The organism is Actinomadura luzonensis (assembly GCF_022664455.2).
In the GTDB taxonomy this organism is placed as follows: Bacteria; Actinomycetota; Actinomycetes; order Streptosporangiales; family Streptosporangiaceae; genus Nonomuraea; species Nonomuraea luzonensis.
Genome location: NZ_JAKRKC020000003.1, coordinates 32377 through 45530, shown reverse-complemented (window position 1 = coordinate 45530; position 13154 = coordinate 32377). Strand labels below are relative to the sequence as shown.

10 protein-coding genes are annotated in these 13154 nt (G+C 75.9%); 7 read left to right on the top strand and 3 right to left on the bottom strand.

Annotation, left to right across the window (positions count from 1 at the left end; genetic code table 11):
* Positions 1–144: 144 nt before the first annotated feature.
* The 6 genes from MF672_RS45230 to MF672_RS45205 all read left to right on the top strand — a co-directional run bounded on the left by MF672_RS45230 (position 145) and on the right by MF672_RS45205 (position 8162).
* A complete protein-coding gene (locus tag MF672_RS45230; protein WP_242383669.1) occupies positions 145–621 on the top strand; it encodes a DoxX family protein in 477 nt (158 codons plus the stop codon).
* A 73-nt stretch (positions 622–694) separates the two neighbouring features.
* Entirely contained in the window at positions 695–3025 is a 2331-nt protein-coding gene (locus MF672_RS45225) for a helix-turn-helix domain-containing protein (protein WP_247815778.1), read from the top strand.
* Positions 3026–3161: 136 nt separating this feature from the next.
* Positions 3162–4526 (top strand): type III PLP-dependent enzyme domain-containing protein, encoded by a 1365-nt coding sequence (locus MF672_RS45220; protein WP_242381694.1) that lies wholly within the window; start codon positions 3162–3164, stop codon positions 4524–4526.
* The gene (locus tag MF672_RS45215) at positions 4523–5941 is read left to right on the top strand and encodes a Na+/H+ antiporter NhaC family protein (protein ID WP_242381693.1); all 1419 of its coding nucleotides are present in this window, start codon (positions 4523–4525) and stop codon (positions 5939–5941) included. Before MF672_RS45220 ends, MF672_RS45215 begins: the two co-directional genes overlap by 4 nt.
* Positions 5942–5973: 32 nt before the next feature.
* Complete coding sequence (locus tag MF672_RS45210; RefSeq protein ID WP_242381692.1) at positions 5974–7542, top strand: N-acyl-D-amino-acid deacylase family protein; 1569 nt, start codon at positions 5974–5976, stop codon at positions 7540–7542.
* Positions 7543–7547: 5 nt separating this feature from the next.
* Positions 7548–8162: a GNAT family N-acetyltransferase gene (locus tag MF672_RS45205; protein WP_242381691.1), complete on the top strand. Its 615-nt coding sequence runs from the start codon at positions 7548–7550 to the stop codon at positions 8160–8162.
* Positions 8163–8176: 14 nt separating this feature from the next.
* On the opposite strand, the gene MF672_RS45200 is transcribed toward MF672_RS45205, so the two are convergent.
* Positions 8177–8953: an SDR family oxidoreductase gene (locus MF672_RS45200; RefSeq protein ID WP_242381690.1), complete on the bottom strand. Its 777-nt coding sequence runs from the start codon at positions 8951–8953 to the stop codon at positions 8177–8179.
* Positions 8954–9137: 184 nt separating this feature from the next.
* Here MF672_RS45200 and MF672_RS45195 point away from each other — a divergent pair, with 184 nt between their 5' ends.
* Positions 9138–10007, top strand: coding sequence for a helix-turn-helix transcriptional regulator (locus MF672_RS45195; protein ID WP_242381689.1), 870 nt, complete (start codon positions 9138–9140; stop codon positions 10005–10007).
* Positions 10008–10238: 231 nt separating this feature from the next.
* Here the strand turns inward: MF672_RS45195 and MF672_RS45190 are convergent, their stop codons facing one another.
* Positions 10239–11993, bottom strand: coding sequence for a membrane dipeptidase (locus MF672_RS45190; protein ID WP_242381688.1), 1755 nt, complete (start codon positions 11991–11993; stop codon positions 10239–10241).
* Between the two features lie 227 nt (positions 11994–12220).
* Positions 12221–13153, bottom strand: a complete 933-nt coding sequence (locus MF672_RS45185; protein ID WP_242381687.1) for an NADP-dependent oxidoreductase — start codon at positions 13151–13153, stop codon at positions 12221–12223.
* Position 13154 lies beyond the last annotated feature (1 nt).

Here is a 13154-nt window from a genome sequence, read left to right as displayed (position 1 = left end):
CCCTGAGGACCGGGGGCGTACGCGGCGGCCCCCGCGTACGTGCGGCGGCGTACGCCGGGTGCCGCCCCCGGCCGGATGTCCGCCGCCGCCGGTTCCCGCAGTCTTGAGGACGTCGGACTTCGGACCTCGGCAGGGAGCGCAGACATGACCGCCACCATCGACAACCTGATCACCAAGCTGGCCGCGTGGCTGACCCGGCACAGCATCGACGTCCTGCGGGTCAGCCTCGGGCTGGTCTTCGTGGCCTTCGGGACGCTGAAGTTCTTCCCCGGCGTGAGCCCGGCGGAGGCGCTGTCGGTGGCCACGCTGGAGAAGCTGTCCATGGGGCTGCTGTCGGGCTACGCGGCGCAAGCAGTGATCGCCGGGATGGAGGTCTTCATCGGCCTCACGCTGGTGACGGGCCGGCTGCTGAAGACCGGCCTGGTCGTGATGGCCGGCGCGATGGTCGGGTTCTTCGCCCCGTACGCGCTGTTCTTCACCGACCTGTTCCCCGGCACGCCCACCCTTGAGGCCCAGTACATCTTCAAGGACATCGTCCTCGCCGCGGCGGCCATGGTGGTCGGCGCGCGCGCCCTCGGCGCCAGCCTGGTCCCGGCGCGCGAGCGGCGGCTCGCGGTGTGAGCCCGGTCCGTGCGGCCGGCCCTCCTGGACCCCGTGTCCGGAAAGGGCCGGCCGTTTACGTATGCTCCCCGGCATGGCCGAACGCACCACCCGGGACGCCGCGCTCACCCTTCGCGAGCTGCTCGCTTTCGACGAGGGCGGCATCCTGCGGCTGCTGCTCGCGCCGTCGGGGCAGGACGTGGCGGTCACCGGGATGATCATCGGGGACGAGGGGGCGGAGCGCTCGTACGCGGGGCGGATCGTGCTCGCGGCGGGGACGGTGCCGTCCGTCACCGGGTTCATCCGCGAGGCCGCCGCGCGCGGCGCCGCCGCCGTGGTCCTCCGCGAGCCCCCACCTCTGGACGCGCCCCCGGCCTTCGATGACGAGCCCCCGGCCACGGACGAGCCCTTCCCGGAGCCCGCCGCGGAACCCGCCCGGCACGCCGGGGGGAGCGGCGGGGACGGGGCCGGGCATGGCGCCGGGCATGGCGCCGGGCATGGTGCCGGGCATGGTGCCGGGGAGGGCGCCGGGGAGGGCGGCGCCAGGTCCGGAGGGCCGGCCGTCGCGGAGCGGGCCGTCGCGGAGCGGGCCGGGATCGCGCTGCTCGCGCGCGCCGAGTGGGCCGACTGGGACGACGTCGCCACCCTCGTACGCTCGGCCGCCGCCTACGCCGGGGCCGGGCGCGGGGACCGCATGGCCGACGCCACGGCCGGAGGCGGGCTGGCGGCGCTGGCGTCGGCCGTGGCCGAGTTCACCGGCGGGTCGATCACGATCGAGGACACCGGCTTCCGCGTGCTCGCCCACTCCGCCACCGGCCCCGGGGCCGACGAGCTGCGCCGCTCCACCATCCTCGGCGGGCGCGTGCCGGACTGGCGGGTGGAGGAGCTGCGGCGCAGCGGCCTGCTCCGGACGTTGTGGTCCTCGGACGAGGTGATCCACCGGCCCGCCGACGGTTCGAGCCCGGAGCGGCTGATCATCGCCATCCGCAGCGGGCGGGAGATGCTGGGCTCCATCTGGGCGGCCGCGGACGGCGGCAGCCCGCTCACCCCCGGCGCGGCGCGGGCGCTGCGGCGGGCGGCCGAGGTGGCGGTGCCGTACCTGGTGCAGCACCGGCTGCGGGAGAGCGGCGCGCGGCGGCGCGAGGAGCACGCGCTGCGCGAGCTGCTCGCGGGGCGGGGGGACTTGAGCACCCACGCCTGGACGCTCGGGCTCGCCCCGGACCTGCCCTGCGCGGTGGTGATCGCCGAACCCGCCCCGGCTTCGGGAACCGCGCGCCCCTTTGGTCCCGCGCCCGATCGCGCGCCCGCGCCCGATCGCGCGCTCGCGCCCGATCGCGCGGCCGATCGCGGGGCCAATCCTGGGGTCGATCGCGGGGCCAATCCTGGGGCCGATCGCGGGGCCGATCCTGGGGTTGTCGAGGGGTGGGCCGACGCGGGGGCGGTGCAGCGGCAGGCGGCCGTGGAGCGGACTTTGGGGCTGCTGGCGGTGCAGGCCGCGTCCTACCGGTCCGGCGTCCGGGTGCTGCGGGACGCCGGGCGGGTGACGGCGCTGATGCCGGTCCGGCGGGGCGACGAGCGGGACGTGCTCGCCCTGGCCAGGGAGCTGGACACCCTCGCCGCCTCCCTGCACACCGCCGGCCAGAGCACCGCGGGCCGGAGCAGCGCGGGCCGGAGCAGCGCGGGTCAGGGTGGGATGGGCCAGGGTGGGGTGGGCCAGGGTGGGGTGGGCCAGGGTGGGGTGGGCCAGGGTGGGGTGGGGCCGGTGTGGGTGGGGGCGGGGCCCGTCGTGCCGTCCCCGCTGCGCGCCGCCGACTCCCGCGAGGACGCCGAGCTCGTCATCCGCGTGCTGCGCGAACGCGCCGCCGACGACGACCTGCCCGGGCCGGCCGGCGGGCGGACTGGTGGCGGCCTGCCAGGGCGCGCCGGTGGGCGGGCCGGTGGCGGCCTGCCAGGGTCGGCGGGTGGGCGGGCCGGAGGCGGCCTGCCGGGGTCGGCGGGTGGGCGAGCCGGTGGCGGCCTGCCGGGGTCAGCGGGTGGGCGGGCCGGTGGCGGCCTGCCCGGGGTGGACGGCGCGCGGGCCGGCGGGGCGCCGCGCCGCCATGCGTCGGCCGCTGAGCTGGGTCCGGCCCTGGACGTGCAGCGCGTGCTGGACGCCGTCCGTCCCGTCTGGGAGCGGGGCACCGGCCCGGTGTACGACCTGGTCAGGGCCGACCTGGCGGCCGGCGGCGAGCTGGTCCGCTCGATCGCCGCCTACCTGGACGCCGCCGGCGACGTCAGCCGCGCCGCCGGCCGCCTGGTCCTGCACCCCAACACCCTCCGCTACCGCCTCCGCCGGGCCCGCGAGCGGTACGGCGTGGACCTGGACGACCCCGACACCCGCCTGCTGATCACTCTCGCGGTGCGCCTGGTCGGCCGCGGCCGCTGACGGGGTTTTGGCCGGCAGGCCAAAACGAGGGACGTCCTTTGGCCTGCCGGATGAAGACCGGACGCCGCCGTATGCCCGAATCTCGTTTTGTCCCCACCCGAAAAGGCCCACGCCGCGTCGCCCCGGAGCCCCGTACGTGATCTCAGGCAGCCCCACGCTCTCTCCCAGCCGCACCCCCGCCGCCGCCCGCGTCACCGACGTGGTCCGGCACGCCGTGGCCGCCGGCGCGCTCGGCCCCGAGCACCCGGTCGCCGGGTTCGTGGACGTCGAGGGCGTCCGCGACTCGGTCGCCGCGCTCCACCGGGCGTTCGCCCCCGCGCCCCGGGTGCTGCACACCTTCGCCGCCAAGGCGGCGTCCCTGATCCCGGTCCTGCGGCTGCTCGCCGGGCAGGGCATGGGCTGCGAGGTGGCCAGCCCGGGCGAGTTGCGCCTGGCGCTGGAGGCCGGGTTCGCGGCCGGCGACATCGTCCTCGACTCGCCCGCGAAGACGCGCGCCGAGCTGGCGCACGCCCTCGCGCTCGGCGTCGCGGTCAACGCCGACAACCTGGACGAGCTGCGCCGCATCGACGCCCTGCGCTCCCCGGCGTCCGCGTCCGTGGTGGGGCTGCGGGTGAACCCGCAGGTGGGGACCGGCTCGATCGGCGCGATGAGCACCGCGACCGCCACCTCCAAGTTCGGGGTGGCGCTGCGCGACCCCGGCAACCGCGAGCGGGTGGTGCGCGCCTTCGCCGAGCGTCCCTGGCTGACCCGGCTGCACGCGCACGTCGGCTCGCAGGGCTGCCCGCTGGAGCTCATCGCGGCGGGGGTCGCCGAGACCTACCTGCTGGCGGAGGAGGTCAACGCCCTGGCCGGCCGCCGGCAGATCACCAGCCTGGACATCGGCGGCGGCCTGCCGGTGAACTTCGCCGGCGACGCCGACACCCCGACCTTCGCCGAGTACGTCGCCGCCCTGCGCGCCGCCGTCCCGGACCTCCTCGACGGCCGCTACGCGCTCGTCACCGAGTTCGGCCGTTCGCTGCTGGCCAAGAACGGCTTCATCGCGGCCCTGGTCGAGTACACCAAGGACGCGGGCGGCCGGCGGATCGCGATCACCCACGCGGGCGCGCAGGTCGCCACCCGCACCGTCCTCATGCCGGACGCCTGGCCGCTCCGCGTGGCCGCCTTCGACGCCGCCGGCCGGCCCAAGGACGGCCCCCTCCTGGCCCAGGACGTGGCCGGGCCGTGCTGCTTCGCCGGCGACGTGGTGGCGCACGCCAGGGAGCTGCCGGAGCTGGCGGAGGGCGACATCGTCGTGCTGCGCGACACCGGGGCCTACTACTTCTCGACGCCGTGGGCGTACAACAGCCTGCCCTACCCGGCCGTCCACGGCTTCACGGTCGCGGACGGCGGCGAGGTGCGGCTGGCCACCGTCCGGCCCGAGCAGACCCTCGACGAGATCGCGGCGGCCGGCGGGCTCGCCCACGCGGGCGCGCTCGCCGCCCTCCTGGAGCCGGCCCGGTGACCGCGCGGACCGGAACCGAGCGGCCGGGCACCGCCCGGAGCGGGACGGCGAGGTGGCGGCGGCATGCCGTTCCCGTCGCGCTGGCGCTGGCCGCCGCCCTGGCCGCCGGGCTCGCCACCGACGCCCCCACCGTCTGGGGCCTGCTGCCCATCGGCCTGTACGCCGTCCTGTCCTTGACCGGCCTGAACCTGGTCGTGGTCACCGCGGTCGCGCTCGCCGCCGCCGCGCTGGTCGCGCTGCCCGCGCCGGGCGAGGCGGCGCGCGTGCTCGGGGCGTCCGTGACGGACCCGGTCACGGTCATCGGCCTGATCATCGTGTTCGGCGCGGCGGTGGGCGAGGTGCTGCGCGTCACCGGCGTGGCCGACACCATGGTCCGCGGCATCCTGCGGGCCTTCGGGGGCCGCGGCCGGACCGCGCTCATGTACGGCATGATGCTCGCCTGCCTGGTGCTGGTCGTCAGCCTCGGCACGCTGGCCGGCGCCCTGGCGATCGCCGCGCCGCTGCTCATCCCGCTCGCCGCCCGCGCCGGCTTCACCCGGTCGGCGACGGCGGTCACCATGTTCCTCGGCGGGTGCGCGGGGCTCGCGCTGGCCCCGTTCGCCGGCTCGAACGTCGCCATCATGAAGGTCGCCGAGGTCGGCTACCCCACGTACGTGGCGGTCGGCGCGGGCCCGCTCGCGGTGTTGTCGCTGCTGCTGGCCGCCGTGATCGTGCCGTGGGTGCAGCGGCGCAGCGCGGCCCGCGGCGACCTCTACGACCCGGAGGAGGCCGCCGAGCCGGAGCAGGCGGCCCACCCGGGGGCGCGTGCCGCCGCCTGGGCGTTCGCCGGCACGCTGGTCGCGGCCGTCGGGTACGCCACGTGGAGCGGGGCGGGCACGACGTTCCCGCTGGTCGCCCTGCCGGTGATGGCGCTGGCGACGGCGGTCGCGGCCCGTCTGTCGCCCGGCCGGGCGCTGCGGGCGCTCGGCGCGGGGGCGCGCAGGATGGTGCCGATGTTGCTGCTGTTCTGGATGCTGGCCGCGCTGTTCGGCTTCATCGACCTGGTCAAGCCGTACGACGTGGTGCTGGAGACCTTCGGCCCGCGGCTCGGCGCGATGTCGGCGCTGCCGTTCGCGCTGGCGGTGGCGGCGCTCGGCTGGGTGGGCGTGCCCGGCGCGACGGCGGCGCAGGTGATCCTGGTGGGCGAGGTGTTCGGGCCGCTCGGCGACAGCCTCGGCGTGGGCCCGGCCGCCTGGGTGATCATCCTGCTGTGGGCGTCGAAGGCCGACACCTACGGCCCGCTGCCCAACGCCAACATGGTCGGCTGCATGGGCCTGGCGCGGGCGACGCGGCTGCCGTACCTGCTGGGCGCGGGGTGGGCGCTGCTCGTCCCGGCGTGCGTGCTGTACACGGCGCTGCTGGCCGTGCTGTTGTGACCGTCCGGAACCCTTCTCGAGGAGAGCATCGCGTGAGCGCCCCTTACGACGTCCTGATCACCGGCGGCACCCTGGTCGACGGCACCGGCGCCCCGCCGCGCCGGGCCGACGTCGGCATCAGGGACGGCCGCGTCACCGAGGTGAGCGAGGGTGCCGCGGACGCGGGGGCCCCGGCGGCGGACGTCCTCGACGCCACCGGGCTGGTCGTCACCCCCGGCTTCGTCGACCTGCACTCGCACGCCGACTTCACCGTCATCGACGCGCCCGAGGCCGAGGCGTGCCTGCGGCAGGGCGTCACCACCCTCGTCACCGGCAACTGCGGCATGTCGCCGTTCCCCGCGCACGAGGGCCCGTACCGCGAGTTCGGCCTGTTCGCCGACGCCGTGGACGCTGCCCGGCCGGCCGTCAACATCGCGCCGCTCGTCGGGCACGGCGCGCTGCGGGCCGCCGTGCTCGGCCAGGAACGCCGCCCGGCCGAGCCCGCCGAGCTGGCCCGCATGCGCGAGCTGCTGGCGGAGGCGGCCGGGCAGGGCGCGTTCGGGCTGTCCACCGGGCTGATCTACGCGCCGGGCTCGTTCGCCGGGGCCGAGGAGGTGGTCGCGCTCGCCACCGAGGCCGCCCGGCACGGCCTGCTCTACGCCACCCACATGCGCGACGAGGGCGACCGGCTGGTCGAGGCCGTGGAGGAGGCCGTCGCCGCCGCCCGCGCCTCCGGCGTGCGGCTGCAGATCTCGCACCTCAAGGCCATGGGCCCGGCGAACCACGGCAAGGTCGCCACGGCCCTGGCGATGATCGACCAGGCCGTCGCGGACGGCTTCGACGTGGCCTGCGACGTCTACCCCTACACCGCCTCCTCCACCACGCTCACCTCCCGCCTGCCGGGATGGGCGCTCGACGGCGGCGTGCCCGCCCTGCTGGAGCGCCTCGCCGACCCGGCCACCCGGGAACGGGTGCTCGCCGACCTGCGTCCGGCCGTCGGGCGCACGTTCCTGCCGGAGGGCGTGGTCATCGCCTCGCTGCCGCCCGGCCCGTACGAGAGCCGCGTCGGCGACAGCATCGCCGACATCGCCCGCGACACCGGCGTCGAGCCGGCCGCCGCCGTGCTGGACGTGCTGGCCGCGCACCGGGCCCAGGTCGAGATCGTCAACCACGCGATGGCGGAGCGGGACGTGGACGCCGTGCTCCGCCACCCCGCGAGCGCCGTGGCCAGCGACGGCTGGGTGCTGCGCGCCCCCGGGCCCGGTCATCCGCATCCGCGCAGCTTCGGCACCTTCGCTCGCGTTCTCGGCCGTTATGTCCGGGAGCGCGAGGTCGTCACCCTGGCCGAGGCGGTACGCAAGATGACCTCGCTGCCCGCCTCCCGCCTCGGCCTGGCCGATCGCGGCACGGTGGCGCCCGGCCAGGTGGCCGATCTCGCGGTCCTCGACCCGGGCGCGGTCGCCGACCTGGCCACGTTCGCCGACCCGTGGCAGTACGCGGAGGGCGTGCGGCACGTGCTGGTCGGCGGCGTGCCGGCGCTGCGCGACGGGCGCGTCACGGAGGAACGCCGCGGCCGCGCCCTCCGGAGGCTTGTTGGGAGCGCTCCCAGCCTGTCAGCCTGAGCCGCATGACCGTCACCATCAGGCCGTACCGGCACGCGACCGACAAGGAAGCCCTCTACGACATCTGCGTACGGACCGCCGACGCCGGCGAGGACTCGCGCGAGCTCTACCCCGACCTCGACCTCATGCCCAGCATCTTCGCCGCGCCCTACGTGCACCTCGAGCCCGGCTTCGCCTTCGTGGCCGACGACGGCGGGCAGGCGGTCGGCTACATCGTCGGCTGCGCCGACACGCCCGCCTTCGTCCGGGCCTACCGGGAGGAGTGGCTGCCCAAGCTCATCGACCGCTACCCGCCTCCGGAGCACCCGCCGGCCACGCCCTCGGAGGAGATGGTCGCCCTCATGCACGACCCGGAGCGGATGATCCTCCCCGAGGTCGCCGCCTACCCCGCCCACCTGCACATGAACCTGCTGCCCGGCTACCAGCGGGCCGGGCACGGGCGGGCCCTGATGACCACGCTCTGCCGGGCGCTCGCGGCCGGCGGCGTGCCCGCCCTGCACCTGTGCATGCTCACCGCGAACACCCGGGCCCGCGCCTTCTACGACCGGGTCGGCTTCCACGTGATCGACGTCCCCGACCCGGGCCCGGTCACCTACCTCGGACGTTCGACCGACATGTGAACGAGCCGGGCGGGTCAGCTCGCCTGCCCGGTCGGCATGAGGGTGACCTGCTGGAGGTTCGCGCGGGGCGGCAGCGACGCGACGAAGCCCACCGTCGCCGCGACGTCCTCCGGCGTCAGCCACTCCATCTCCTGCCGGGAGCCCTCCAGCCACGCGCGCGCCCCCTCGTCGGTGACGTGGCTCTGCAGCTCGGTGCCGACGATGCCCGGCTCGACCGCCGACACGCGCACGTTCTTCGCCCCCAGCTCGGCCCGCAGGTGCCGGGACAGGTGGGTGACGTACGCCTTGGAGGCGGAATAGACGGCGAAGTTCGGGAAGATGTTCTGGGCCGCGATCGACGAGGTGTTGATGAGGTCGGCCACGCCGTCCTTGCCGGCCGCCTCGACGAGCTGGGGGACGAACGCGGCGATGGCGTTCATCAGCCCCGTGATGTTGAGGTCGATCTGGTGCTGCCACTGGTCGGTGGCCAGCTCCTCGACCGGCGCGGGAAGCATGACGCCCGCGTTGTTGAAGAGCAGGCCGGCGACGCCCAGCTCGGCGGCCACCCGGCCGGCGGCCGAGCGCACCGCCGCCGCGTCGGTCACGTCGGCGGCGACGGCCAGGGCCTCGCCGCCGTCGCGCCGGATGCGGGCGACCAGGTCGTCCAGCCGGTCCGCGCGCCGGGCCAGCACCGCGACGCGCGCGCCGAGCGCGGCCAGGTGCTCGGCGGTGGCCTCGCCGATGCCGCTGGAGGCGCCGGTGACGACCGCCACGCGGCCGGCGAGGGGACGGGCAGGGGTCTGCGTGGTCATGAGCGTGTGCCTTTCGTCGTACGGAGGGTCGAGCCGTGGGAGGCCCGCCCCTCAAGCACACCAGCCCGCGACCCGGTCGGGGGCCGCCGAGCGGGCCCTGACCAGGCAGGTAACGGTGAGGCAGGTACTGGCAGGGCCACCTACGCCGGCGCTCGGCCGGCCCGGCGCGGCGACAATGGGAGGCATGGACCGTAGCCGCGAGCTCGCCGACTTCCTCCGCTCCCGCCGCGCCCGCATCACCCCCGAGAGCACCGGGCTGCCGGCCGACGGCCGTCCACGCCGCGTGCCCGGCCTGCGCCGCGACGAGGTCGCCCGCCTGGCCAGGGTCAGCACCGAGTACTACACCCGCCTCGAACAGGGCCGCGCCGGCAACCCGTCGCCCGAGGTCACCGCGGCCCTCGCGCAGGCGCTCCAGCTCGACGCCGTCGAACGCGAGCACCTGGCCGACCTGCTGACGCGGCCGGGCCGCCGGGCGCCGGCCCCGGTCAGCCCGCAGCGGGTGCGGCCGGGGCTGCACCTGATGTTGCAGACGCTCGACCACGTGCCCGCGTTCATCCTCGGCCGCCGCACCGACGTGCTGGCCGCCAACCGCCTGGCCCGCGAGGTCCTGACCGACTTCGAGGCCCTGCCGGTGCCGCGGCGCAACCTCGCCCGCTGGTACCTCCTCGACCCCGAGGCCCGCGAGCGCACCGGCGACTGGGCGCGCATCGCCGCCGAGACCGTCGCCGTCCTGCGGCTCGAAGCCGGCCGCTACCCGGAGGACCGCCGGCTCGCCGACCTGGTGGGCGAGCTCACGCTGCGCTCGCCCGAGTTCAGCACCTGGTGGACCGACCACCGGGTGCTGCGCCGCACCCACGGCTCCAAGACCTACCACCATCCGCTCGTCGGCGAGCTGCACTTCTCCTACGAGTCGCTGCAGCCGGCCGGCGACGCCGAGCAGACCCTGTGCGTCTACAACGTCGAGCCCGGCTCGGCCACCGCCGAGGCCCTTCAGCTCCTCGCCGGCTGGACGGCTCCGCAGGAGGGCATTTCCATGATCAATCAAGATCATTAGCCTCGGCGGCATGGAGACCTTCATCAGCGTCGCCCGGCCCGAGGACGTCCCCGCGCTCATCCGGTCGGCCGCCGCGCTCTTCCGCGAGGACGGCGGCCGGCGCGACCCCCACGCCCAGTTGCGTCGTCCCGACGAGCTGCGGCCGGGGGCGGTCGTGGCCGTGCTGGTCAGCATGCGGGTGGCCGAGGAGCTGCGCGGGCAGGGCGGGGGTTCGAGCCCACGAGGTCACGCTCACCCGGCCGATCTGACGGCCCCCTCCCACGTCCGCAGATACGACTCGGCCCCCGCCGCGAGGTCGCGGACCAGGTCGGGGCCGGCGATCAGGCGCATGTCCTCGATCCAGTCCGGATAGAGGCCGTAGTTGGCGACGCCGTCCACGTTGACGTCCCAGACGCGGTCGCCGGTGCGCAGCCGGTCGAGGCGCGCGCTGCCGTCGTAGGAGGTGAACGGGTACGTCACCGGGTTCGCGGCGTTGCCGGCGCGCGGGGCGGGCAGCCGGCCCATGCCGTTGACGTCCGAGCCGTAGCCGTAGCCGGCGACCTGGTACTGCTGCCGCAGCGGGACCGTGCGCCGCCACTCGGCGACGAAGTCGGCGGCGTCGTGACCGTACTGCGTGATCATCCCGCCGAGAGCGTAGATCCGGGCGAAGAAGCCCGGGTCGGCCCAGCTGTGGGAGGAGATCACGCCCGGGTAGCGGGCGGCCTCCAGCAGGTCGAGCGTGCGGGCGGCGGCCTTGACGCTCATGTGGTCGAGCTCCACCAGCATGCCGCGCCGGATCATGCCCTGCACCATGTACTCGCCGAGCGCGGTCAGGCCGCGGGTGTTGCAGTGCGGGGCGGGCGGGTACAGCGGCAGCGACACGCCCGGGGGCAGCAGTCGCGCGATCTGGTCGGGGAGCACGCCGGCCGGGTCGATCGTGTTGTCGTGCTGCGGGCCGGTGCAGGTGCGGGCCTGCCAGAAGGAGCCGGTGGCGAGCAGGTTGCCGACGTTCACGATCGCGCCCTGGGTGCCGGAGTCGAAGCGCACGCCGCACAGGGCGTTGTCGTACTTGTGGCAGACGAACATGCTGCGCACGCCGAGCGCGTACATCTCGTCGAGGCCGCGGTCGATCTGCGCCTTCGTGCACTGCGGGACGCCGAGGACCTGGCGGCAGCCGAACGGCTCGGACGTCTCGATCCCGAGGACGACGGCCAGCTTGCCCGCCGCGATCACCCGCCTGGCCTCGGCGGGGTCGTTCACGATGCGGAACCAGCCCTGCCCGGGGCCGCCCGCCTCCGCGTCGATGTGGTCCTGCAGCTCGCGGGCCCGCTGAGCCTGGAGGCGGATGGAGGCCATCTCGCCGCAGGAGTACTTCTTCAGCGGGTAGATCGCGCAGAGCTGCCGGTTGGCCACCAGGTCGTTGACCAGCACCCGCAGACCGGCCCGCCAGGCGCGCTCGACCCACGTGTAGTACGCCTGCTGGTGGGTCAGCGAGTCGTAGGCGGGCCAGTCGCGGAACGTCGGCCAGCCCACCGGGTCGTGGGTGCCGGTCGGGGAGCCGGTGCGGGTGAAGTTCTCGTACCAGGCCAGTTCGCCGTTGGGGTAGTGGTCGAGGCAGTCGGTCAGGGCGCGTGCGATGCCCCCGGGGTCGAACGGCTTGCCGCACATGAGCAGCCCGCCGAACGCCTCGTAGGAGAACAGGTGCGCGTGGGCGTCGACGAAGCCGCTCACCGGGGCGTCGGCGGCGGCCACGGCGCGCGCGGCCGCGACCCGCGCCCGTGCCGCGCCCTCGCCGGTCATGGCCGGGAGGCCGGCCAGGGCTGGGCTGCCGGCGCGGGTTGGGCTGCCGGCCAGGGCTGGGCTGCCGGCGCCGGTTGGGCTGCCGGCCAGGGCTGGGCTGTCGGTCAGGGCTGGGCTGCCGGCGAGAGCCGGGGCGGCGGGCGCGATCAGCGCGCCGGTCAGCAGGAGGACGGCGGCGGCCGTCCTGTGGGCGAGTCGGTGGAGCACGGGACCACCTCCCAGGTGCCGGTACCGGGGTTGCCGCAAGCATCCATCGCGGCCGGTGGTTGGGCAATACCGAACATGAGCCGGTCTCATCTGCGCTGGCGGACCAGGCTGGAGCGGCCGGACTTGTCCCGGGGGCGCGGGATCTCGCCGCGTCGCCGGGAATCCCCTGGCGGGGACGCGACGCCTGCCTCAGGACGAGGCGTCGCGGCCACCGCTGCCCCCAGAGGTCACGGGACGAGGACGGTCTTGCCCGCCAGCCGCCCCGAGGCCGCCTCGTCGTGCACGGCGGCCAGGTCGGCCAGCGGACGCCGGCCGGCCACGTGGATGCGCAGCTCACCGGCGTCCACCCGGGCGACCAGCTCGGCGAGCTGGGCGGCGTCGCTGCGGGCGAAGACCCGCACGGTCCGCACGCCGCGCCCCGCGTCCTCCGGCCCCGGCGTGGTGGTGCTGACGAACGCGCCGCCGTCCGCGACCAGGTCCACGAGCCGCGCGGTCTCCTCCGGGCTGGTGGGCGCCAGGTTGAGCACGACGTCGAACCGCTGCTCGGCCGCCGCCTCCGGCAACGCCACGGCGGTGCGGTCCAGGACGCGGTCGGCTCCGTAGGAACGGACGCGCTCGATGCTGCGCGGGCCGGCCGTCGCGGTCACGACGGCTCCGGCCCGCTTGGCGAGCTGGACGGCGTACCCGCCGACCGCGCCGCCCGCCCCGTGGATGAGCACGCTCTGGCCCGCCGTCAGCCCGCCGTGCTCGAACAGCGACTGCCACGCCGTCAGCCCGGTCGCGGGCAGCGCGGCGGCGTCGGCGAGGTCGCCGGTGCGGGGTGCGGCGGCCAGCGCGTCGGCCGGGGCGGCGACGTACTCGGCGGCGGCTCCGGGTGCGGCCATGGGGAGGAAGGCCACCACGGCGTCCCCGGGCCGCCAGCGGGTGACGCCCTCGCCGGCCTCGGTGACGACGCCCGCCACGTCGAAGTTCGGGATGTGCGGGAAGTCCACCGGGAACACCTGCGCCAGGTGCCCGGCGCGGATCGCGAGGTCCACCGGGTTGAACGAGGTGCCGGCCACCTTCACCACGACCTGGCCCGGCCCGGCCACCGGCCGCTCGGCGTCCTCGTGCACCAGGACCCGGCTGTCGCCGTACGAGTGGTAACGCACTGCCTTCATG

Coding starts and splice junctions, on each gene's coding strand:
- MF672_RS45230 (WP_242383669.1), top strand. CDS start 145: ATGACCGCCACCATCGACAACCTGATCACCAAGCTGGCCGCGTGGCTG.
- MF672_RS45225 (WP_247815778.1), top strand. CDS start 695: ATGGCCGAACGCACCACCCGGGACGCCGCGCTCACCCTTCGCGAGCTG.
- MF672_RS45205 (WP_242381691.1), top strand. CDS start 7,548: ATGACCGTCACCATCAGGCCGTACCGGCACGCGACCGACAAGGAAGCC.
- MF672_RS45200 (WP_242381690.1), bottom strand. CDS start 8,953: ATGACCACGCAGACCCCTGCCCGTCCCCTCGCCGGCCGCGTGGCGGTC.
- MF672_RS45195 (WP_242381689.1), top strand. CDS start 9,138: ATGGACCGTAGCCGCGAGCTCGCCGACTTCCTCCGCTCCCGCCGCGCC.
- MF672_RS45185 (WP_242381687.1), bottom strand. CDS start 13,153: ATGAAGGCAGTGCGTTACCACTCGTACGGCGACAGCCGGGTCCTGGTG.